The 23,948-nt window shown below is 36.1% G+C and carries 13 protein-coding genes, 2 tRNA genes, 3 rRNA genes and 1 pseudogene; 7 read left to right on the top strand and 12 right to left on the bottom strand.

What is annotated here, in order from left to right; translation table 11 throughout:
• Positions 1-15: 15 nt before the first annotated feature.
• A complete protein-coding gene (locus ACZZZT_RS08320) occupies positions 16-1,380 on the top strand; it encodes a methylmalonyl-CoA mutase subunit beta (protein ID WP_463460024.1) in 1,365 nt (454 codons plus the stop codon).
• Between the two features lie 43 nt (positions 1,381-1,423).
• Complete coding sequence (scpA, locus tag ACZZZT_RS08315) at positions 1,424-3,559, top strand: methylmalonyl-CoA mutase (RefSeq protein WP_463460023.1); 2,136 nt, start codon at positions 1,424-1,426, stop codon at positions 3,557-3,559.
• A gap of 54 nt (positions 3,560-3,613) precedes the next feature.
• Here the strand turns inward: scpA and ACZZZT_RS08310 are convergent, their stop codons facing one another.
• The 5 genes from ACZZZT_RS08310 to dapF all read right to left on the bottom strand — a co-directional run bounded on the left by ACZZZT_RS08310 (position 3,614) and on the right by dapF (position 8,096).
• The gene (locus ACZZZT_RS08310; RefSeq protein WP_042565125.1) at positions 3,614-4,261 is read right to left on the bottom strand and encodes a hypothetical protein; all 648 of its coding nucleotides are present in this window, start codon (positions 4,259-4,261) and stop codon (positions 3,614-3,616) included.
• A gap of 515 nt (positions 4,262-4,776) precedes the next feature.
• Positions 4,777-5,826, bottom strand: coding sequence for an endolytic transglycosylase MltG (gene mltG, locus ACZZZT_RS08305; protein ID WP_463462397.1), 1,050 nt, complete (start codon positions 5,824-5,826; stop codon positions 4,777-4,779).
• Positions 5,827-6,360, bottom strand: coding sequence for a GNAT family N-acetyltransferase (locus ACZZZT_RS08300; RefSeq protein ID WP_463460022.1), 534 nt, complete (start codon positions 6,358-6,360; stop codon positions 5,827-5,829).
• On the bottom strand, positions 6,357-7,226 hold the full coding sequence (locus ACZZZT_RS08295; RefSeq protein WP_463460021.1) for a tetratricopeptide repeat protein: 870 nt from the start codon (positions 7,224-7,226) through the stop codon (positions 6,357-6,359). Before ACZZZT_RS08295 ends, ACZZZT_RS08300 begins: the two co-directional genes overlap by 4 nt.
• A gap of 87 nt (positions 7,227-7,313) precedes the next feature.
• Entirely contained in the window at positions 7,314-8,096 is a 783-nt protein-coding gene (gene dapF, locus ACZZZT_RS08290) for a diaminopimelate epimerase (RefSeq protein ID WP_302097305.1), read from the bottom strand.
• 140 nt (positions 8,097-8,236) lie between these two features.
• On the opposite strand from dapF, the gene ACZZZT_RS08285 reads away from it, so the two are divergent.
• A complete protein-coding gene (locus ACZZZT_RS08285; RefSeq protein WP_042565121.1) occupies positions 8,237-9,637 on the top strand; it encodes a trypsin-like peptidase domain-containing protein in 1,401 nt (466 codons plus the stop codon).
• A gap of 220 nt (positions 9,638-9,857) precedes the next feature.
• Positions 9,858-11,305, top strand: a pseudogene (locus ACZZZT_RS08280) (glyceraldehyde-3-phosphate dehydrogenase).
• Between the two features lie 117 nt (positions 11,306-11,422).
• Here the strand turns inward: ACZZZT_RS08280 and ACZZZT_RS08275 are convergent.
• A complete protein-coding gene (locus tag ACZZZT_RS08275) occupies positions 11,423-11,824 on the bottom strand; it encodes an Lrp/AsnC family transcriptional regulator (protein ID WP_463460020.1) in 402 nt (133 codons plus the stop codon).
• A gap of 199 nt (positions 11,825-12,023) precedes the next feature.
• Here ACZZZT_RS08275 and ald point away from each other — a divergent pair, with 199 nt between their 5' ends.
• Entirely contained in the window at positions 12,024-13,142 is a 1,119-nt protein-coding gene (gene ald, locus ACZZZT_RS08270) for an alanine dehydrogenase (protein ID WP_463460019.1), read from the top strand.
• A 91-nt stretch (positions 13,143-13,233) separates the two neighbouring features.
• Here the strand turns inward: ald and pafA are convergent, their stop codons facing one another.
• From pafA to ACZZZT_RS08240, 6 genes are all read right to left on the bottom strand, one after another.
• A complete protein-coding gene (pafA, locus tag ACZZZT_RS08265; RefSeq protein ID WP_463460018.1) occupies positions 13,234-14,874 on the bottom strand; it encodes an alkaline phosphatase PafA in 1,641 nt (546 codons plus the stop codon).
• 208 nt (positions 14,875-15,082) lie between these two features.
• Positions 15,083-15,192, bottom strand: a 5S ribosomal RNA gene (rrf, locus tag ACZZZT_RS08260).
• Between the two features lie 151 nt (positions 15,193-15,343).
• Positions 15,344-18,222 (bottom strand): 23S ribosomal RNA (locus ACZZZT_RS08255).
• Between the two features lie 147 nt (positions 18,223-18,369).
• Positions 18,370-18,443: transfer RNA gene (locus tag ACZZZT_RS08250), tRNA-Ala, on the bottom strand.
• An 87-nt stretch (positions 18,444-18,530) separates the two neighbouring features.
• Positions 18,531-18,604: transfer RNA gene (locus ACZZZT_RS08245), tRNA-Ile, on the bottom strand.
• Positions 18,605-18,728: 124 nt separating this feature from the next.
• Positions 18,729-20,242: ribosomal RNA gene (locus ACZZZT_RS08240) — 16S ribosomal RNA — on the bottom strand.
• The 16S, 23S and 5S rRNA genes sit together here with 2 tRNA genes alongside, the layout of an rRNA operon.
• Positions 20,243-21,338: 1,096 nt before the next feature.
• On the opposite strand from ACZZZT_RS08240, the gene thrS reads away from it, so the two are divergent.
• Both thrS and infC read left to right on the top strand, forming a co-directional pair.
• Positions 21,339-23,285: a threonine--tRNA ligase gene (gene thrS / locus ACZZZT_RS08235; RefSeq protein ID WP_042567370.1), complete on the top strand. Its 1,947-nt coding sequence runs from the start codon at positions 21,339-21,341 to the stop codon at positions 23,283-23,285.
• 22 nt (positions 23,286-23,307) lie between these two features.
• Entirely contained in the window at positions 23,308-23,859 is a 552-nt protein-coding gene (infC, locus tag ACZZZT_RS08230; protein ID WP_072974136.1) for a translation initiation factor IF-3, read from the top strand.
• The last annotated feature ends 89 nt before the right edge of the window (positions 23,860-23,948 follow it).

Here is a 23,948-nt window from a genome sequence, read left to right as displayed (position 1 = left end):
AGAAAAAAACACCAAATGGCTACTACCCTTTTCGACGATTTTAATCCGATTTCATCCAAACAATGGAAACAAAAAATTCAGTTTGAATTAGATGGAGCTGATTATAACGAAACCGTAATTTGGAATTCTCCCGAAGATATTCAGGTAAAACCATTTTATCACAGAGACGAATTCTTTAAAACTGCTTCTGTAAAAACAAGTGCTTCAAATTTTAAGATTTGCCAAAATATCTTTGTTTATGATATTGAAAAATCAATTCAAAGAGCCATAAACACTATCGAAAGAGGTGCTGAAAGTTTACGTTTCACCATCGAAAACGAAAAAATTGATATTCAAAAACTATTAGAAAATCTTACTTTAGAAAATAGAACCGTTTACTTTAATTTGAAATTTATTTCAATCGATTTCGTAAAATTATTAGATACCATTTCGATTCAGAAAAAAGCAACTTTTTACTGTAATTTAGATCCCATTGGTCATTTTGCGCGAGAAGGGAACTGGTTTACAACATCTGATAAAAATAATTTTGAAACGATTGAAAAAATTTCAAAAGCAACTACAAATCTTTCTTTGCTAAGTATCGATTTGGGTTTGTATCAAAATGCAGGTGCAAATATTTCACAGCAAATCGCTTATAGTCTGGCTCACGCCAATGAATATCTGAATCGTTTGCCAAATGTTTCCAAACCAATTGTTTTTCAGGTTTCGGTAGGAACTAATTATTTCTTCGAAATTGCAAAACTTCGTGCTTTGCGAATGCTTTTTAAATTAATTGCTGCTGAATATAATCCAGATTTGGATTGTCATCTATTAGTGACGCCAACCAAACGCAACAAAACAATTTACGATTATAATGTAAATATGCTTCGTACAACGACAGAATGCATGTCGGCCATTTTAGGTGGTGCAGATGCGGTTTCTAATTTACCTTATGATTCTTTGTACCATAAAGACAATGAATTTGGCGATAGAATTGCCCGCAATCAATTATTGGTTTTAAAACATGAAAGTTATTTTGACAAAGTAAATAACCCTGCAGACGGAAGTTATTATATTGAAAGTCTAACCATGCAATTAGCCGAAAAAAGTTTGACTTTATTTAAAGATATTGAAGCCAATGGAGGTTTCCTAAAATTTTTGAACGACGGGACAATCAAAAAGAAAATTCAGGAAAGTGCCAATAAAGAACAAGAGTTGTTTGATTCTAAAAAAGAAGTTTTGCTAGGCACAAATAAATACCCGAATAAAGAAGATAAAATGAAACATGATTTAGAATTGTTTCCTTTTGTAAAAATAAAGCCAAGAAAAACATTAATTACGCCCATTATAGAAAAAAGATTAGCTGAAAAGCTAGAACAGGAACGCCTTGAACAAGAATAATCATTTTTCGAAGTAATTAATAACCTACTCAAAGAGTATTTCAATGATAAGAAAAGACCTAAAACATATTAATTTAAATAGTCAAAAGTCGAAAGTCGAAAGTCAAAAACCCGAAGATTTGACTGATAACTTCTTTACTGCGGAAGGAATTGAACTCAAGAAAACCTATTCTGAAAAAGATATTGAAGATTTAGAGTTTCTTGATTTTGGAGCTGGTTTTGCACCTAATTTGCGTGGACCTTACGCTACAATGTATGTGAGGCGTCCGTGGACAATTCGCCAATATGCCGGATTTTCGACAGCTGAAGAAAGCAATGCTTTTTACAGAAGAAATCTTGCAGCAGGACAAAAAGGATTATCCATAGCATTTGATTTACCAACGCATCGAGGTTACGACTCTGATCATGAAAGAGTTGTTGGTGATGTGGGAAAAGCGGGTGTTGCCATAGATTCTGTTGAAGACATGAAAGTGCTTTTTGATCAGATTCCGTTAGATGAAATGTCGGTTTCAATGACAATGAATGGTGCTGTTTTACCTATTATGGCGTTTTATATTGTGGCTGCAGAAGAACAAGGTGTCGCCATTGAAAAACTTTCAGGAACAATTCAGAATGACATTTTGAAAGAATTTATGGTTCGAAATACCTATATCTACCCGCCAACTCCTTCGATGAAGATTATTGCTGATATTTTTGAATTTACAAGCAAGAAAATGCCAAAATTCAATTCTATCTCAATTTCCGGTTATCATATGCAGGAAGCCGGAGCAACAGCCGATATTGAATTAGCTTATACTTTGGCCGATGGTTTAGAATACATTAGAACCGGATTATCAACAGGAATGTCAATTGACGACTTTGCTCCCCGCCTATCTTTCTTTTGGGCGATTGGTATGAATCATTTTATGGAGATTGCAAAAATGCGTGCCGGACGAATGATTTGGGCAAAATTGCTGCAGCAGTTTAATCCTAAAAGTGATAAATCTCTGGCATTAAGAACACATTGTCAAACGAGCGGATGGAGCTTAACAGAACAAGATCCTTTTAATAATGTTGCAAGAACTTGTATCGAAGCTACGGCAGCAGCTTTTGGCGGAACGCAATCTTTGCATACAAATGCACTTGACGAAGCCATCGCTTTGCCAACTGATTTTTCTGCCAGAATTGCACGTAATACTCAAATATATTTACAGGAAGAAACCAAAATCACCAAAACTGTAGATCCTTGGGCGGGCAGTTATTATGTCGAAAGTTTGACTAACGAGATTCTTGAAAGTACCTGGAAACTTATCGAAGAAGTGGAAGAATTAGGCGGAATGACAAAAGCCATTGAAGCCGGAATTCCAAAACTTAGAATTGAGGAAGCCGCCGCGAGAAAACAAGCCAGAATTGATAGCGGACAAGATATTATTGTTGGTGTAAATCAATATCGATTAGAAAAAGAAGATCCTTTGCATATTTTGGATGTAGACAATCAAATGGTTCGCAAACAGCAAATTGATCGATTGGAGGAAATAAAGTCGAAAAGAAATACAGAAGAAGTAAATAAATCACTCGAAAAATTAATTCTTTGTGCTAAAACCAAAGAAGGCAACTTGCTTGAAATTGCTGTTGAAGCTGCCCGAAACAGGGCAACTTTAGGAGAAATAAGCGATGCCCTTGAAACTGTTTTCGGAAGGTTCAAAGCACAAATTAAATCCTTTAGCGGTGTGTATAGTGCAGCAATAAAAAACGACGAAAATTTTGAAAAAGCTAAGCAACTAGCTAATGCTTTCGCAAAACAAGAAGGAAGACGTCCCCGAATTATGATTGCCAAAATGGGACAAGACGGCCATGACAGAGGTGCAAAAGTTGTAGCAACTGGTTATGCTGATGTTGGTTTTGATGTTGATATAGGCCCATTATTTCAAACTCCTGCAGAAGCTGCAAAACAAGCCGTAGAAAACGATGTTCATATTTTAGGTGTTTCATCATTGGCAGCGGGTCATAAAACATTGGTTCCGCAAGTTATTGAGGAATTAAAGAAACATGGCAGAGACGATATTATGGTAATTGTTGGCGGAGTAATTCCTGCACAGGATTATCAATTTTTATTTGATGCCGGAGCAGTTGCCGTTTTTGGTCCCGGGACTAAAATTAGCGAAGCTGCCATTAAAATTTTAGAAATATTAATTGATTAAAACAAGTCATAAAAAAATCCCGAATATTCGGGATTTTTATTTTTTACATTTTTTTTAATCGTGTATTGTCGCGTTACTATCTGCTTCAATATAAGAAAGATCATAACCTCCAAAGGCTTTCATATAACTTCTTAACGAAGTGCCGTAAGCATCTCTAAAATGTCTGTTCCCTTTGTTTCTAAAGAAGTTTTTTACTGATCCCGCACCACCTAGATGCGCAGCAGCTAAAATTCCTGATTCTGTAATTTCGACACCGTTAATGGTTTTCCCTTCATACCTTTCAATTTCATTACGCAAAATCCATTTATTGATAGATAATAATGCAATAAAGGCTTTTTCTTGTAAAGCAGGGTCTTTTAGGAATTCTTTGTTGTTTTTCACACCGATGGCTCTCAAAGCTTTAGAACCAAATTGGTATTTTCCCATATAACCAAGAGAATTTACTTTTCGGTATTTTCCCTGAGATTCTTTAAAAGCAACTGCTTCTTTAAAACCTATAAGATGATTTCCGGTGTAGGGAATGTTTAAGTTTTTTTCGACAGGATAATCATCCTTGTCTTGAGATGGAAGGGAGTATTCAGATCCATCTGTTTTTTCTATTAAAAACCAAGGTTTGGTTTTTAGATTAAAGGGTTTAAACCCCAGGCTTAAAAATGTAATAATAACGATTAAACTTGTGTAATAATACCATTTCTTTATCATAAATTGTTTTTCTTCAAAACGCTGTCACCCTTTTGAAATTTCTACGGTGCAAAGATAAGAAATACAAAATAATGCTGATTTTCAATGTTTTAGTAGTTTACAAAAAATCTAATATTCCCTTTCATCCCTTTATTGATGCACTTTTCGGGCGTTCGATAAAAATCAAATTAAGCTGTTAATTGGCGAAAAAAAAATCTTCAAAAACGTCATTTTTATCAAATTTTTAGCAATTTTGTTAAAATTGAAATAAAAAACCTACAGTATTTAGAGCGTTTTTGACTTAATTAGAATGTTTGGGCAAAAAATTATCTGATTTTTAGGTTAAAAAATCGAAGTGAAAAGGTTATTAAATTAATCTTCTTGACAAAAGAGCAAATTCAGCATTAATTAATTGCCATTTTCAATTAAAACACATTAAAATACATGCCTAAAATATGAAGTTCATAAAGACAAATATTGAAAATAAAAAAACCGAAGCTTTTAACTTCGGTTCTTTAGGTATATTTTATATTTTTTTATCTCGTTACTCCCTGACTAGCGATCCAGTCTGAGTATTTTTTTGCATTTACCTGATGCTGCTCATAAGTTGAAGCAAATTCATGATAACCAAAACGGTCCACACTTGCGCAGAAATAAATATAATCATTCTTTTCCGGGTTTAAAACAGCTTCAAGAGCCGTAATGTCTGGCATTGCAATTGGTCCTGGCGGAAGTCCAACATTCACGTAAGTGTTATATGGCGATTTCATAATCAAGTCATTATAGAAAACTCTTTTTATAACCTGATCAAAATCGTTCGCTTTTAGTTTTAATGCATAAATAACGGTTGGATCTGCTTGTAAAGGCATCGCTAAACGCAATCTGTTTAAATAAACACCTGCAATGCGCGGTCTTTCATCCTTTTTTACAGATTCTTTATGAACAATCGAAGCTAAAATTGTTGCCTGAACCGGTGTTAAACCTTGTTTTTCTGCTTTTGCAATTCTTTCCGCTGTCCAGAAATTATGATATTCTTTGATCATTTTATCACGGAATTTCACTGCAGATGTATTCCAGTAAATTTCATAAGTATTTGGAATAAACATGGCAAAAACGTTCTCTTCATTAAAACCATTTTCTTTTAAAAAAGTAGAATCTTTTATGGCTTTCATTAATGATAAACTATCAGCTTCAATTTCTGAACCTACTCTTCCTGCAAAATTCTCCAAACGTTCCTGATTGTTAAAAGCTAATTTAACCGGAACATTTGATCGCATTGCACGAACCAAATCAATATTATTCATGTCTTTTTTAAGCAAAAAACGACCTGATTTTACATTTTCAGGATAGCTTCTTTTATTGGCTACCATTTCAAAATCATCGTAATTCTTAAGATAAGGCTCTAATATTTTTTTTACATCTGTATAATTAGCTCCGGTTGGAACATACACATAAACTTCTTTTTCTTCGAATTTAGTATTGGCACTAAAAATTCTGCTAATTAAAATAAATCCGTAAATTATTAAAACTGAAATTACGGCTACGGCACTTAATGTGATGATTTTTTTATACTCAAAGCTAAAAATTTAAATTTGTTCGTTAATTAACTGAAAAATTGCTTCATCTTGATAGTGGCCATTTAGCAAAATCCAATCTTTTTTAATTCCTATTTTCTCAAACCCAAATTTAGTAAAAAGAGCTATACTTGCTACATTTCCTATACTAATATTTGCATATAATTGATGTAAATTTAAATTATGAAAAGAATATTTAATTAACAACTCTAAGGCCTCAGAACCAATATTTTGGTTTCTGTTTTCTTTATTTTGAATCACAATCCCAATCCCCGCTCTGTTATTTTTTGGATCAAATTCGAATAAATCAATCAATCCTATAGCAGGAAAATCTTCGTCCTGACAAATTGCCAAGCGCAGCTGTTTTGCTTCATAAATATCCTGATGTGCATTTTCAAGATATTGGCGAACCAAAAAACGACTATATGGTGTTTGTGTATTGCTGACTTCCCAGATACTCTGATCATTTTCCATCGCATATACAAACTCTAAATCATTAGGTTCTAATGCACGTAAATAAATATTTTCGCCTTTGAGTGTTATCATTTTTCAATTTTAGATTGCAAATTGTAGATTTTAGATTGGAATATTAGATATACAAGACTAATTGCTATGATTACTAAAATTAATGAGAGTAACGTTCTAATGTAATCTATTTCGTCGTTTGTTTGCTCTTTTTTGATTTTAGGTTTAGGGTTTAATACATGCTTTGTGTAAGTGAGTCTTTTTTCTAAAATCTTATTATTCAAACCATACTTTTTTGCTTCCTCAAGTATTGGTTTTGCAGTATTAAATTCTCCCTTGATCATTTTTATATTCCCTAATTCAAACAACAATATTGCAATAATATTATCTTTTGGTTTGATAAAAGAAATTCTTTCATTCAATTGATAATTCAATGCCTTATCTAATTTATTTAGCTGAATAGTATCCAGTTGAGAAACAGGTTTGATTTCTTTACCGAAATCGGTATTCAAAAGAAATTTAGCATTTTGAGATTTTACACCGTTAATTTTTGCTTCTAAAATACGGGAATGAAGCCATTCTGAACCATTATGCGATTTCGGATTAATGGTAATTGATTTATTAATCCATTTTAAAGCCTCTTCATTATTCCCCATCAATTCGTATAAGGTTCCTAAGTTTGAAGCGGTAGAATATCGGTTTGGCTTTAACTTTTCAATCTTTAAATACAGACTTAAGGCTTCGTGATATTTCTTTTCAATAATCAAAACATATCCTTTATCCGACAAATAGTCTAAATCCTTTGTTTTACGATAAAGACTGTCCAACTCAAATTCGAAACGTTCTGAAAATTTTCCTATAAAAAAATTATGTCCAAATGGTAGATTATCAGCATAATCCATATAAAGATATTCACCATTTTTCATTAAATATTTTTCTCCATTCAAACACGCGTGGGTATTTAAGCTAGCGAAGAAAAGAATAAAAATAAAGAAAATTTTTCTCAAAGTTTTTTTGATATGAATATAGTAAAATTATATTTCAATTGTACCTTTAAAAACAAATTTGGCCGGACCAGTTAAGAAAACATTAGAAAAATGATCTCCCATTTTGTCAAAAGAAACAACTAGTTTTCCTCCTTCAACATTTAAGTTAATTGAAGTTTTATCAGTTTGTCCAGTCGCATTCATAGCAATAGCAACGGCAGTAGCTCCGGTTCCGCAAGCAAGAGTTTCATCTTCAACACCTCTTTCGTAAGTACGAAGTGAGAAAGTACTATCATCCACTTTTTTAACAAAATTAATGTTACTTCCTTTTTCTCCGTATAATTCGCCATAACGAATTGCTGCTCCATTTTCTTTTACATTATAATGCTCCAAATCCTCTACAATTTGAACATGATGTGGAGAACCTGTATTTAAAAAAGTATAAGAGTCTTTTTTCTGAACTTCATCAACATCAATCATTTGCAGAGAAACAATAGCATCATCCCCTACTGATGCGTGATGCAAACCATCTGTAGCAATAAAAGTTGTCTTATTGTCAATAACACCCAATTGATTGGCAAATGCAACTAGACAACGTCCACCATTGCCACACATCGAGCTTTGATTTCCGTCAGAATTATAATAAACCATTTTAAAATCGGTTTCAGAATCGTTTTCTAACAAAATCAAACCATCTGCACCAATGCCAAAACGTCTGTCGCATAAACGCTCTATTAATTTGATATCTTCTTTTGGGAAAAAATTAGTACGATTGTCAATCATTACAAAATCATTGCCCGTACCTTGATATTTATAAAATTCTATCTGCATTTTTACTGTATTAATAAGTACAAAAGTACGAACTATTAATTAATGAAATGTTAATCATTGTTAAAGAGCGTTAAACCGTTTTACCAAATAATTTTTTCAATTAATTTTACGTGTAAATAACTTAAACCTATATTCTAATTATGAAAAGATTTTCAACCTTATTTTTAGTATCATTAATGAGTGGTGCTACTACTCTTGGTGCATACAAGTTATTATTTGAGAGTAACAATTCTTTTTTTGAAAAAGGAAATTCTGTTGTAACTCTTGCCCCCAACTCATATGGAAAAAATGTTGGTTTAGCAGCCGAAACAGTTGACTTTACCGAAGCGGCAGATAAAACAATTCACACTGTTGTACACGTAAAAAATGTGTCGCGCAGAACAGTTAGTAATCCGATGATGGAATTTTTCTATGGCTACGGAGGACAGCAACAACAGGAACAAGTAGGAACCGGTTCTGGTGTTATTATTTCTGAAGATGGTTATATCGTAACCAACAATCACGTTATTAAAGATGCTACAGAAATTGAAATTACGCTGAACAACAAAAAATCTTATAAAGCAAAATTAATTGGTACTGATTCTAAAATGGATATTGCTTTATTAAAAATTGACGCTGATGAAAAACTTCCTTACTCTGCTTTTGCCAATTCTGACAGTGTAAAAGTTGGTGAATGGGTTTTGGCAGTCGGAAACCCATATAATTTGACCTCTACAGTAACCGCTGGAATTGTTTCAGCAAAAGCAAGAAACTTAGACACAAGCGGAATACAATCATTCATTCAGACTGATGCTGCCGTAAATCCAGGAAACAGTGGTGGTGCTTTAGTTAATACACGTGGTGAGTTAATTGGTATTAATACTATGATTTCTTCAATGACAGGATCTTATGTTGGATATTCTTTTGCTGTTCCATCAAATAATGCCCGTAAAATTATTGAGGATATTATGGAATTTGGAAATGTTCAAAGAGGAATTTTAGGCGTTGAAGGCGGTGAATTAAATAGCACAGCTTCAAAAGAATTGGGCATTACTCAAACTCAGGGCTTTTACATTAGCAAAGTTTCTAAAAATTCAGGAGCTGAAAAAGCGGGTCTTACTAAAGGTGATATTATTGTAAAACTGGATGACCAGAACATTGCAACTTATGCTGATCTTTCAGGTTATATTAACACGAAAAGGCCAAATGATGTTATCAAAGTTACTTATATGAAAGACGGACAAACAAAAACAGTTCCAGTGACTTTAAGCAAAAATGAATTTTTTAGTACTGAATTTAAAGGAATCGAATTAGAAAATATTGATGCCGCAGATAAAAAGAAATTCAGAATTGATTATGGTGTAAAAATTAAAAATATCACCAATGAGAATTTAGCACAATATCAAAACGAATTACAAGGCAATATCATTTTGAGTATTGATAATGTAAAAGCAACAAATGTTGAAACTGTTTCTAAACTTTTAAGTAAAAAAGATGAAGGACAAAGTGTCCGAATTGAAATGATCAATAAAAACGGTGAAATATTAAGAATAATTATTTAGTTGCAGTTATCAGTCTTAGCCTTCAGTGTCAAAAACTGAATTAAGACTGTGATTGAAAACTATTCATAATCCAGTCATCAAAGAGCCATCTTAGAAATTAAGGCGGCTCTTTTTTTATTTTAAAATAAATGCTAAAATAGTTTACGAAATCGATTGAAATAGATACTTTTGCGCAAAATTTTAAAATAGTGAGCATTTTATTTTTTCAATTCAATCAATTATGAGTAAAAAATCTTTGTACCAAAAAGAGGTATCATTACAAGTCGACCGAAGAAGAGCTGGCGTCGAATTAATCAAAGTCATAAGTGATTTATGGTATGACAAATCCATCGAAATGGTTTTATTTAAAAATCAATTACTGGATAAAAATGTCAGCGATATTATCAATTTACATCAATATGCAGGAGAATTTGTTGGCAAACCAATCAGTATTTTCGATTCTGTTGAAATTGCAAAAGTTATTTTATCATTAGATTTTCCACCTGCAAAATTAGATTTAGGAAAACTGACATACGAATATTATCTGGAAGAAGAGAAATATCCGGATGCAAGGTATTTTGTAATGGATAAATTGAAAAAAGCCAAATCGACAAAAGAAATTCAACCAAAAGATGTTGTTTTGTATGGCTTTGGCAGAATAGGCCGTTTATTGGCCAGAGAATTAATGTCTAAAACCGGAAAAGGAAATCAATTGCGCCTGAGAGCAATTGTAACCCGAGATAAAAACGATCCCTCTATTTTAGAAAAAGAGCATCTTTATTACGATACGATTCTATTCACGGTGATTTTCAAGGTTCTGTAATTGCCGATCCGAAAAATAATGCTTTGATTATTAACGGAACAACCGTCCATATTATTAGTGCAAACACACCCGAAGAAATTGATTACGCAGAATATGGAATTAGTGATGCTTTAGTTATTGATAATACCGGAGCTTTTACAACAGAAGAAGCTTTAAAAAGACATTTAACTTCGAATGGGGTGAGTAAAGTTTTATTGACAGCACCAGGAAAAGGTATTCCGAATATTGTTCATGGTGTAAATCATAATGAATACAATCCAGATCAAATAGATATTTTTTCGGCAGCATCGTGCACTACAAATGCTATAACTCCGGTTTTAAAAGTTATCGAAGATAGTTTAGGAGTTGTAAAAGGTCATTTAGAAACAATTCATGCTTATACAAATGATCAGAATCTGGTTGACAATATGCATAAAAAATATCGTCGTGGCAGAGCCGCAGCGTTAAATATGGTTATTACAGAAACCGGTGCCGGAAGCGCAGTTGCAAAAGCAATACCGTCTCTTGAAGGAAAGCTGACTTCAAATGCAATTAGAGTTCCGGTTCCGAATGGCTCTTTAGTTGTATTAAATCTTGAAGTTAAAAAAGCAACCTCAATAGCGGCGATTAATAAAATAATGAAAAAATATGCTTTAGAAGGTGAACTTGTAGAACAAATCAAATATTCATTAAATAATGAACTTGTTTCTTCTGATATTGTTGGAACTTCGGCTCCATCAATTTATGATAGTAATGCAACAATTGTTTCTAAAGACGGAAAAAGTATTGTGCTTTATATTTGGTATGATAATGAATATGGTTATAGCCATCAGGTAATTCGTTTAGCAAAATATATTGCCAAAGTAAGACGTTTTACTTACTACTAAAATAAACCAAAACCAACTATTTCTTAAAGCCATCAAATTTCTTGATGGTTTTTTGTTTTAATTAAATGGGTAAAACCGTCGTACTTTTTACTTCGGAAATTACAAAAACGGTATTGATCAAGGAAACTTCAGGTAAAACCGATAATTTTTTTGATGAAAATGATGATAACTTTCCATATCCGGAATTATAATTTTCAGCATATAATCGAAGTTCCCAGATACATAATTACACTCAACAACTTCAGGCATATCCAAAATCGACTGATTAAAACCTTCAGAAGTATCATAGGTTTGTTTGGTTAGCGTAACCTGACAATAAACTGTTAGATTATTTCCTAGTTTTTTCTTGTTTAAAATAGAAACATACTTCTCTATAACTCCTTCTTTTTCAAGACGTTTAACTCTGTCATGAACAGGCGTTAAAGACAAATTTATTTTGTTTGCAATATCTTTTAAAGTATAGTGAGCGTCTACTTGCAAAAGACGTAAGATTTTTTTGTCAATTTCATCTAAAGCCATAACGAAAACGATATAAATAATAATTGAAATTCAGTCATTTTTTCTTTTTAAAGAATAAAAACACATCCTAAAAAGAATATTTTTCTGTAAAAATACTAAATAAAATAATATTTTCTTATTTATACATCGTTTATCCATAATATATTCTCTGTCAGTAAATTTGTAAAAACAATTTCAAAAAACTAAAAAAATATAACAAATGATAATAGGTGTTCCTAAAGAAATTAAAAATAACGAAAACCGTGTAGCTTTAACTCCAGCTGGTGTTTCTGAAATGAAAAAACATGGACATACAGTTTATGTACAATCAACTGCAGGTTTAGGAAGCGGATTTAGTGATGATGAGTATGCAAATGCAGGGGCAGTAGTTTTAGGAACTATTGAAGAAGTATATGCAATTGCAGAAATGATTATTAAAGTAAAAGAACCAATTGCTTCTGAATATCCATTGATCAAAAAAGATCAATTACTTTTCACTTACTTTCACTTTGCTTCATCAGAACCATTAACACACGCAATGATTGAAAAAGGTGCCGTATGTTTAGCTTACGAAACTGTAGAAAAAGCAGATCGTAGTTTACCATTATTAGTTCCAATGTCAGAAGTTGCTGGTCGTATGGCTATTCAACAAGGAGCAAAATATCTTGAAAAACCATTAAAAGGAAGAGGAATTCTTTTAGGAGGTGTTCCAGGTGTCCCACCAGCTAAAGTATTAGTCTTAGGTGGAGGAATTGTTGGAACTCAAGCTGCAAAAATGGCTGCTGGTTTAGGAGCTCAAGTAACTATTATGGATTTAAGTTTGCCACGTTTACGTTATTTAGACGATATTATGCCTGCAAATGTAAATACAGAAATGTCTAATCACTATAATATTACAAAAGCAATTGCTACAGCTGATTTAATCGTTGGTGCAGTTTTGATTCCAGGAGCAAAAGCACCTCACTTAATTACTCGTGATATGCTTAAATTAATGCGTCCAGGAACTGTTGTTGTTGACGTTGCGGTTGATCAAGGTGGATGTATTGAAACTTGCACACCTACAACTCATGAAAACCCAACTTTCATTATTGATGATATTGTTCACTACTGTGTAGCTAATATGCCAGGAGCTGTTCCTTACACTTCAACTTTAGCTTTAACAAATGCTACTTTACCTTATGCAGTACAATTGGCTAACAAAGGATGGGAAAAAGCTTGCAATGAAAATGAAGAATTAAAAAAAGGTTTGAATATAGCTAATGGAAAAATCCTTTATAAAGGAGTTGCTGAAGCTTGGAATTTACCTTTCAACGAAGAATTAGTGTTAGCAAACGCATAGTGCTGACATTAAAATAAGTGCTTACTAAACACTCAATTTTAAAAGGCTTTTCTTAATTGAAAAGCCTTTTTTTATAGCATAAAAAAACCTGTCAATTAAAATGACAGGTTTCTAAATATCTTATTTTTTCATCTTTCTTTTCATCCAGAATTTCCTCCAATACTTTTGCTTCAGTTCCATTTGGGAAAGTGACTTTGATTTTCTGAGCTATTGTTGGTGCAATTTCAGTAATTGCTTTTTTGTTATAAGATTCACCTTTCTTGATATGCCAACCAAAAAATATAGCTGGTACATGAGTATCGTAACTATAAGGTGTACCGTGTGAAGTTCCTGTAGTAGAATATTCAATATCTCCCGGTTTATCGACAATAACCATATCACCATCCTGTGTGACATCATATCCTTTTGCTACAAAATTTAAGTAGTAATCATTTCCAGAATTGGCTAAAATTTCTTCTTCTGTATAAACTCTTTTTACCTGCGGCTGACTAATCAAGAATTCTTTAAAAGCTTGTTTTACTTTAATCAATTCTAAGCCTTTATCATTAATAATTTGTTTATTGAAATATAGATTAAAATTAGAATAGTTTAAAACTAAATCAACACCAAAAGTTTTAATCGAGAAGTCTTGCAAACTCTTTTTTACATCTTTAGATGGATAATTATCAACATTGTATTTACGATCTTTTAAATATATTACATTTTCCGCACCTGCATGGTCTGCGGTTAGAAATAGTAAATAATTATCTTTTCCAATGGATTTATCTAAGTAAGTCAGAAAATCAGCAATTGTTTGATCTAATCTTAAATAGGTATCCTGAAGCTCCATAGAACGAGGTCCCAATAAATGTCCTACATAATCTGTCGAAGAAAAACTAACCGTTAAAAAATCAGTAATATTATCTTTGCCTAATTCTTCTTTTTCGATTGCCTTCATTGCAAATTCAGCCAATAAATCATTTCCATATGGAGTAGCTCTGATAATTCCGGCATCGTTTTTCTCATACATCGTTTTTAAATCGTATGGAAAAACTGGTGCTGCACTTCCATATAACTTTCCTTCATAAGGATTATTATCAGGTAAACTCTCATTATAAGTAGCAGCAGGTTTAAATAAATCCCAGCCTTTGTTAATGTAAGACATGTAATGTTTTTCATTATTAAACAGAGTAACCCATTCCGGTAATTTTTCACCATAAAAAGTACTTGAAATAAAAGCACCAGTTTTACTATACCAAAATGCCCAATTTGCGAAATGACCAGCTGGTAAAATTGCCCCACGATCTTTAAGACTCATTCCAATTACTTTTCCTTGAAAATTAGTAGCCATTCTCACTTCGTCGGTAATTGTAGTGCTTTGAAGATTTTTCGGTGACATAGCTCCTTCTTCTACTGTTCCATCTCCTACCGTTTTCACTCCTGCATCGTCAGTACAATACACATCCTTTCCAAGAGTTCTGCTAAACCATTCGTTACCTACAATTCCATGAGTAGAAGGCGTTGTACCTGTATAAATTGACGCATGTCCAGGTGCAGTATATGTGGGCATATAATTGTAATGCATGTTTTGAAAAACATATCCATTATTCATTAACCTTTTAAAACCATTTGGAGAAAAATCATCTGAAAATCGATATAAATATTCCATTTTCATTTGATCAACTACAATACCTACTACCAACTTAGGGCGTTGTTGAGCACTTAAATTTGCAATAACAAATAATGCCAACAATACAATATTTTTTTCATATCTAAATTATAATATTTGAATACAAAAATACAGATTCGCATTTAAAAAGGCTAACTCACTATAATTTAAAACTCGTAATTGACTTTAATTTAACAGAACAGGAGCAATTTGGTATAGATCCTGGGATAGTCCTTCACAAAAAGGAGTAAAACCAAAAAACCCTATCCGTATTGGATAGGGTTTTTCAAAAGAAAGGCGACGACATACTCTCCCACATAACTGCAGTACCATCTGCGCAGGCGGGCTTAACTACTCTGTTCGGGATGGGAAGAGGTGAGCCCCGCCGCAATAACCACCTTAAGAAGTTATAATTGCTTTGGGCAATTTGTTCTTCAATTTTTAATTTTTAATTCAAAATTTTTAATTGAAGTAATATCTTAACATACTGAGATAAAGAAAAAAGTGTTTTTTAGAAAGTTTCTTCTCCCGACCGTAGTCGGGAGAAAAGGGTGTACATAAGCTTACGGATTATTAGTACTACTCGACTATGACATTACTGCCTTTACATCTATAGCCTATCAACGTGGTCATCTTCCACGATCCTTAAAAGAAATCTCATCTTGTGGTGGGTTTCGCGCTTATATGCTTTCAGCGCTTATCCCTTCCAAACGTAGCTACTCTGCGGTGCCCCTGGCGGGACAACAGATACACTAGAGGTTTGTCCAATTCGGTCCTCTCGTACTAGAATCAGATCCACTCAAATTTCTAACGCCCACAGTAGATAGAGACCGAACTGTCTCACGACGTTCTGAACCCAGCTCGCGTGCCACTTTAATGGGCGAACAGCCCAACCCTTGGGACCTTCTCCAGCCCCAGGATGTGACGAGCCGACATCGAGGTGCCAAACCCCCCGTCGATATGAGCTCTTGGGGGAGATCAGCCTGTTATCCCCGGCGTACCTTTTATCCTTTGAGCGATGGCCCTTCCATGCGGAACCACCGGATCACTATGCTCTACTTTCGTACCTGATCGACCTGTATGTCTCTCAGTCAAGCTCCCTTATGCCATTGCACTCTACGCACGGTTACCAAGCGTACTGAGGGAACCTTTAGAAGCCTCCGTTACTCTTTTGGAGGCGACCACCCCAGTCAAACTACCCACCAAGCAATGTCCCCCGCAAAACGGGGTTAGGCCTCAGATAAACAAAGGGTTGTATTTCAACAATGACTCCACAACGCCTGGCGACGCCACTTCACAGTCTCCAACCTATCCTACACATCATTTATCCAAGGTCAATACTAAGCTATAGTAAAGGTGCACAGGGTCTTTTCGTCCCACTGCGGGTAAACGGCATCTTCACCGTTACTACAATTTCACCGAGCTCATGGCTGAGACAGTGTCCAGATCGTTACACCATTCGTGCAGGTCGGAACTTACCCGACAAGGAATTTCGCTACCTTAGGACCGTTATAGTTACGGCCGCCGTTTACTGGGGCTTCAATTCAATGCTTCTCCGAAGATAACATCTCCTCTTAACCTTCCAGCACCGGGCAGGTGTCAGGCCCTATACTTCATCTTACGATTTTGCAGAGCCCTGTGTTTTTGATAAACAGTCGCCTGGACCTCTTCACTGCGGCCAGCTTGCGCTGGCGACCTTTCTCCCGAAGTTACAGGTCTATTTTGCCTAATTCCTTAGCCATGAATCTCTCGAGCACCTTAGGATTCTCTCCTCAACTACCTGTGTCGGTTTACGGTACTGGTACTAATTACCTGAAGTTTAGAGGTTTTTCTTGGAAGCCCTTAGGCGCACTATCTCTTTGTCCGAAGACTCCGAGTACTATCGTATTTCCCCAAGATCTGTGGATTTGCCTGCAGATCTTATAGGTAGGTACTTCAACGAACTATTCCGTCAGTTCGCGGCGCTTTCATCACTCCGTCACCCCATCACAGTAATTAGTAGTACGGGAATATTAACCCGTTGGCCATCGACTGTCCCTTTCGGGTTCGCCTTAGGACCAGACTAACCCACAGCTGATTAGCATAGCTGTGGAAACCTTAGTTTTTCGGTGTGCGGGTTTCTCGCCCGCATTATCGTTACTTATGCCTACATTTTCTTTTCCAGCCAGTCCAGCATACCTTACGATACACCTTCAACCCTGCTGGAATGCTCCCCTACCACTTAGAGTAAACTCTAAATCCATAGCTTCGGTAATACACTTATGCCCGATTATTATCCATGCTCGTCCGCTCGACTAGTGAGCTGTTACGCACTCTTTAAATGAATGGCTGCTTCCAAGCCAACATCCTAGCTGTCTGGGCAGACAAACCTCGTTCTTTCAACTTAGTGTATATTTGGGGACCTTAGCTGATGGTCTGGGTTCTTTCCCTCTCGGACTTGGACCTTAGCACCCAAGCCCTCACTGCTGAGAAACATTATATAGCATTCGGAGTTTGTCAGGAATTGGTAGGCGGTGAAGCCCCCGCATCCAATCAGTAGCTCTACCTCTATATAACTTAATTCAGCGCTGCACCTAAATGCATTTCGGGGAGTACGAGCTATTTCCGAGTTTGATTGGCCTTTCACCCCTACCCACAGGTCATCCGAAGACTTTTCAACGTCAACCGGTTCGGACCTCCACACTGTGTTACCAGCGCTTCATCCTGCCCATGGGTAGATCACACGGTTTCGCGTCTAACACTACTGACTAAAGCGCCCTATTCAGACTCGCTTTCGCTACGGATCCGTGGCTTAACCACTTAACCTTGCCAGCAACGTTAACTCGTAGGCTCATTATGCAAAAGGCACGCCGTCACCCCACGAAAGGGCTCCGACCGCTTGTAAGCGTATGGTTTCAGGATCTATTTCACTCCGTTATTCACGGTTCTTTTCACCTTTCCCTCACGGTACTGGTTCACTATCGGTCTCTCAGGAGTATTTAGCCTTAGCGGATGGTCCCGCCAAATTCAGACAGGGTTTCACGTGCCCCGCCCTACTCAGGATACCACTATCTATTACACTTGTTACCCATACGGGGCTATCACCCTCTATGGCGTCACTTTCCAGCAACTTCCGGTTCCTTGTGCATAAAATGTCGTGGTCCTACAACCCCAGCACTGCCGTAACAGCACTGGTTTGGGCTAATCCGCGTTCGCTCGCCACTACTTACGGAATCACTTTTGTTTTCTTCTCCTCCGCCTACTTAGATGTTTCAGTTCAGCGGGTTTGCCCACCTATCGGTGTACTATGTCTTCAACATAGTGGGTTGCCCCATTCAGGTATCTGCGGATCAATCGGTGTGTGCCCGTCCCCGCAGCTTTTCGCAGCTTATCACGCCTTTCATCGCCTCTGAGAGCCAAGGCATCCCCCATACGCCCTTATTTTGCTTATTGTACCAATCTTAAAATTAATTAAGACCGTTTTTTTTTGTCTTTTGTTATTTGTATTGCTACTATAACAAAAAACGCTTTCTACTTTTTATTATTTTCTTATCTCAATATGTCAATGAACTTTTATTGCCTATCTTTACAGACAATCAGTGGAGAATAACGGAGTCGAACCGTTGACCTCCTGCGTGCAAGGCAGGCGCTCTAGCCAGCTGAGCTAATCCCCCATTTTTAAATGATGAGTTATGAATTATGAGTTATGAATACTCATAAATGCTCAACTTCTAAAATTTCCTTTTTTTTAAGTTAAATAGTAGTCCCGGGCAGACTCGAACTGCCGACCCCTACATTATCAGTGTAGTACTCTAACCAGCTGAGCTACGAGACTCTGTTTTACTTAAAATTTATTATTTGAACTAACAGCAAGAGTAATTGAACTTCGTGATTCAGAACCTTCTAAATTATCATCTTTTTTCCCCATCGTGCATTACTGCTAACAATTGGGGCTCTAGAAAGGAGGTGTTCCAGCCGCACCTTCCGGTACGGCTACCTTGTTACGACTTAGCCCTAGTTACCAGTTTTACCCTAGGCAGCTCCTTGCGGTCACCGACTTCAGGCACCCCCAGCTTCCATGGCTTGACGGGCGGTGTGTACAAGGCCCGGGAACGTATTCACCGGATCATGGCTGATATCCGATTACTAGCGATTCCAGCTTCACGGAGTCGAGTTGCAGACTCCGATCCGAACTGTGACCGGTTTTATAGATTCGCTCCTGGTCGCCCAGTGGCTGCTCTCTGTACCGGCCATTGTAGCACGTGTGTAGCCCAAGGCGTAAGGGCCGTGATGATTTGACGTCATCCCCACCTTCCTCACAGTTTGCACTGGCAGTCTTGTTAGAGTTCCCGACATGACTCGCTGGCAACTAACAACAGGGGTTGCGCTCGTTATAGGACTTAACCTGACACCTCACGGCACGAGCTGACGACAACCATGCAGCACCTTGTAAATTGTCTTGCGAAAGATCTGTTTCCAAACCGGTCAATCTACATTTAAGCCTTGGTAAGGTTCCTCGCGTATCATCGAATTAAACCACATGCTCCACCGCTTGTGCGGGCCCCCGTCAATTCCTTTGAGTTTCATTCTTGCGAACGTACTCCCCAGGTGGGATACTTATCACTTTCGCTTAGCCACTGAGATTGCTCCCAACAGCTAGTATCCATCGTTTACGGCGTGGACTACCAGGGTATCTAATCCTGTTCGCTACCCACGCTTTCGTCCATCAGCGTCAATCAATTAGTAGTAACCTGCCTTCGCAATTGGTATTCCATGTAATCTCTAAGCATTTCACCGCTACACTACATATTCTAGTTACTTCCTAATAATTCAAGTCTGGCAGTATCAATGGCCGTTCCACCGTTGAGCGATGGGCTTTCACCACTGACTTACCAAACCGCCTACGGACCCTTTAAACCCAATGATTCCGGATAACGCTTGGATCCTCCGTATTACCGCGGCTGCTGGCACGGAGTTAGCCGATCCTTATTCTTACGATACCGTCAAGCTCCTTCACGAAGGAGTGTTTCTTCTCGTATAAAAGCAGTTTACAATCCATAGGACCGTCATCCTGCACGCGGCATGGCTGGATCAGGCTTGCGCCCATTGTCCAATATTCCTCACTGCTGCCTCCCGTAGGAGTCTGGTCCGTGTCTCAGTACCAGTGTGGGGGATCTCCCTCTCAGGACCCCTACCCATCGTAGCCTTGGTAAGCCGTTACCTTACCAACTAGCTAATGGGACGCATGCTCATCTTTTACCGTTGTGACTTTAATAGTGGCTTCATGCGAAGCTGCTATGCTATGAGGTATTAATCCAAATTTCTCTGGGCTATCCCTCTGTAAAAGGTAGATTGCATACGCGTTACGCACCCGTGCGCCGGTCTCTAAATCCGAAGACTTATACCCCTCGACTTGCATGTGTTAAGCCTGCCGCTAGCGTTCATCCTGAGCCAGGATCAAACTCTTCATCGTATATTGTTTGTCTTAATTAAATCAAGACTAATTATTATCGACGATTCTCTATCGGTTCTTTTCAAATCTCTCGATTCTATTACTCTTATTCTTTTGTTTTGAAATCTCTCTCAAAACGGCTGTCAATTCAATATGTCTACGAACGTGTCTTTCAATCTTGTTTCGCTTGTGTTTCAAAGCGGGTGCAAAAGTAGAAAACTTATTTCTAACTGGCAAATGTTTTTTGAAGTTTTTTTTTAAAGAAAATTTTAATCTCCTTTTTCACTTCTTATTTACCAATCTGTCAATGAACTTTCCCTGTTTTGCGGGGTGCAAATGTAACTTCTGTTTTTAAATCTCACAAGCTTTTTTGAATCTTTTTTTGAAAAAAATTTTCTTTCCAAAATTCATATGCTTGTCAGTATTTATTAGAACGTCTGTCGCTGTTGCGGGTGCAAAAGTAGCACCTTTATTTACATTTACAAGCCTTTTTTTTATATAATTTCAATCTTTTGCAAAAGTTTTTCTTAACACTCTGATAACTCAAAACTTACGATTTGATATTTTTTATCGTTTTTAGGAATTTTCTGTAGTGTTTGTGTTTATCTCAATTCTTTTGTTTCCTGAACTACCGTTTTTATGGACTTTACATACTAATACATTCTTTTCTGAGAACTCTACAACATTTGCTTTCTGCTTCTTTTACGGGATTTTTATCCTTTTGGATGCCTTTTTTAGGCTTTTGCAACAAAGGCATTAAGACACAAAGTCTTTTTTCCCTGTTTTCTCCTTATACAAGTAACACTTCTCCTGAAAACAACTCCCCTAGCCCCGATGGGAGGGAAAATCCTTTTGTGGTGGGGTTCACCACAAAAGATTGGAAGGAACAGCGGGAACAGCTCCTCATTAATATTAATTTCAATAAAAGAACTTCAACTTCGCCCTAACAAAATCACACTTATATATTACAGTATAATTTTCACCTTATATATACGTAGAGAAAAGCATTAGATTAAGGTTAATATTTATTCCTTACATATATATAGTATAAACATGCATATATATATTGTATGTATTTTAGTAATGCGTTATATTTGCATTCACAAAATTATAAACAATGATTAAGATTACTTTACCCGACGGGTCAATTAGAGAGTTTGCTTCTGGCGTAACTCCGATGGAGGTTGCTAAAAGCATTAGTGAAGGATTTGCAAGAAACGTGATTTCAGCATCCTTTAATGGTACAACAATTGAAACCGAAACTCCATTGACGACCGACGGTAGTCTTATTTTATATACCTGGAATGATGCGGAAGGCAAAAAAGCTTTCTGGCATTCAACTTCCCACGTAATGGCTCAAGCTTTAGAGGAATTGTATCCTGGAATTAAATTAACTCTTGGACCTGCAATTTCTAATGGGTTTTATTATGATGTTGATTTTGAAGATCAGAAAATTGTAGAAGCTGACTTTAAAAAAATTGAAGATCGTGTTCTTGAGATTTCAAGAGAAAAACATGAGTTTAAAATGCGTCCGGTTAGTAAGGCCGATGCTTTAGCAATGTACAAGGATAACGTTTACAAGACTGAATTGATTTCGAATCTTGAAGACGGAACTATCACTTTTTGTGATCATGCTACTTTTACTGATTTATGTCGCGGTGGACATATTCCGAATACCGGGATTATCAAAGCTTTTAAAATCATGAGCGTTGCCGGTGCTTACTGGAGAGGTGATGAGAAAAATAAACAGTTGACTCGTGTTTACGGAACTTCTTTCCCAAAACAAAAAGATCTAACTGAATATCTTGAACTTCTTGAGGAGGCAAAACGTCGTGATCACCGTAAATTAGGTAAGGAACTTGAATTGTTTGCTTTTTCTCAAAAAGTTGGACAAGGTTTACCTTTATGGTTACCTAAAGGTGCTGCCCTTAGAGATCGTTTAGAGCAGTTTTTAAAGAAAGCTCAAAAGAAAGCCGGATACGAACAAGTAGTTACTCCACATATTGGTCAGAAAGAACTTTATGTAACTTCTGGTCACTATGCTAAATATGGTGCTGATAGTTTTCAACCTATAAATACTCCTGCTGAAGGCGAAGAATTTTTATTGAAACCTATGAACTGTCCTCATCACTGTGAAATCTATAATGTAAGACCTTGGTCATATAAAGATTTACCTAAGCGTTATGCCGAATTTGGTACTGTATATAGATATGAGCAATCTGGTGAATTGCACGGTTTAACTCGTGTAAGAGGATTTACTCAGGATGATGCACATATTTTTTGTACTCCGGAGCAATTAGATGAAGAGTTCAAAAAAGTTATCGATCTTGTACTTTATGTATTCGGTTCGTTAGGTTTTGAAAACTTTACTGCTCAAATTTCATTAAGAGATCAGGAAAACAGAGAGAAATACATTGGCTCTGATGAAAATTGGGAGAAAGCAGAAAATGCAATTATCAACGCTGCGGCTGACAAAGGACTGAATACTGTAGTAGAATATGGCGAGGCTGCTTTTTATGGTCCGAAGCTTGACTTTATGGTAAAAGATGCTTTGGGAAGACAATGGCAATTAGGAACTATTCAGGTTGATTATAACTTGCCTGAGCGTTTTGAATTAACCTATAAAGGTGCTGATAATGAATTACATCGCCCAGTTATGATTCATAGAGCTCCTTTTGGTTCTATGGAACGATTTATCGCAATTTTACTAGAACATACTGCAGGAAATTTCCCACTTTGGCTTATGCCTGAACAGGCTATAATATTGTCTTTGAGTGAGAAATACGAAATTTATGCTAAAAAAGTTTTAGATTTGCTAGAAAATCACGAAATTCGCGCCCTAATTGACAACCGAAACGAGACAATTGGTAAGAAAATTAGAGATGCAGAAATGCAAAAAATACCATTTATGCTGATTGTTGGTGAGGAAGAAGAGAAAAACGGAACTATTTCAATTCGTCGTCACGGTCAAGAAGGAAAAGGGAATATTACAGTTACAATTGATGAATTTGTCGCTATTGTAAACGAAGAAATAAAAAAGACATTAAAAGTTTTTACAGTTTAACTTAAATTATAAAGTCATAGCAATAAGAAGCAACAGAGGTTATCAACCTCGAGTAGAAAAAAAAGATGCACACAGAATAAATAATAATATTCGTGGTGTACAAGAAGTAAGACTAGTAGGCGAGAACATCGAACCAGGTGTATTTAAGCTTGCAGAAGCTTTACGTTTAGCAGATCAATTCGAATTGGATTTGGTTGAAATTTCGCCAAACGCTGAGCCGCCGGTTTGTAAAATCATGGATTACAAGAAATTTGTTTACGAACAAAAGAAACGTGATAAGGTATTAAAAGCTAAATCTACGCAAGTTGTAGTAAAAGAAATTCGTTTTGGTCCTCAGACTGATGAGCATGATTATGAATTTAAAAGAAAAAATGCTGAGAAGTTCCTTAAAGAAGGTGCTAAATTAAAAGCATTCGTTTTCTTTAAAGGACGTTCGATTATCTATAAAGATCAAGGACAGATTTTATTACTACGTTTGGCTACAGATTTAGAAGAACACGGTAAGGTTGAAGCTATGCCGGTTTTAGAAGGTAAGAGAATGATTATGTTCATTGCTCCGAAAAAGAAAAAGTAATCAGTTTGCAGTTTCAGTATTCAGTCTTGAATTTGAAACTGCTAATCTGAAATAAAATAAGTAAGTAAGAATAAATTAAAACACTAGGA

The organism is Flavobacterium sp. AC274 (assembly GCF_979258275.1).
This window is presented reverse-complemented; position numbering and strand designations above follow the sequence as displayed.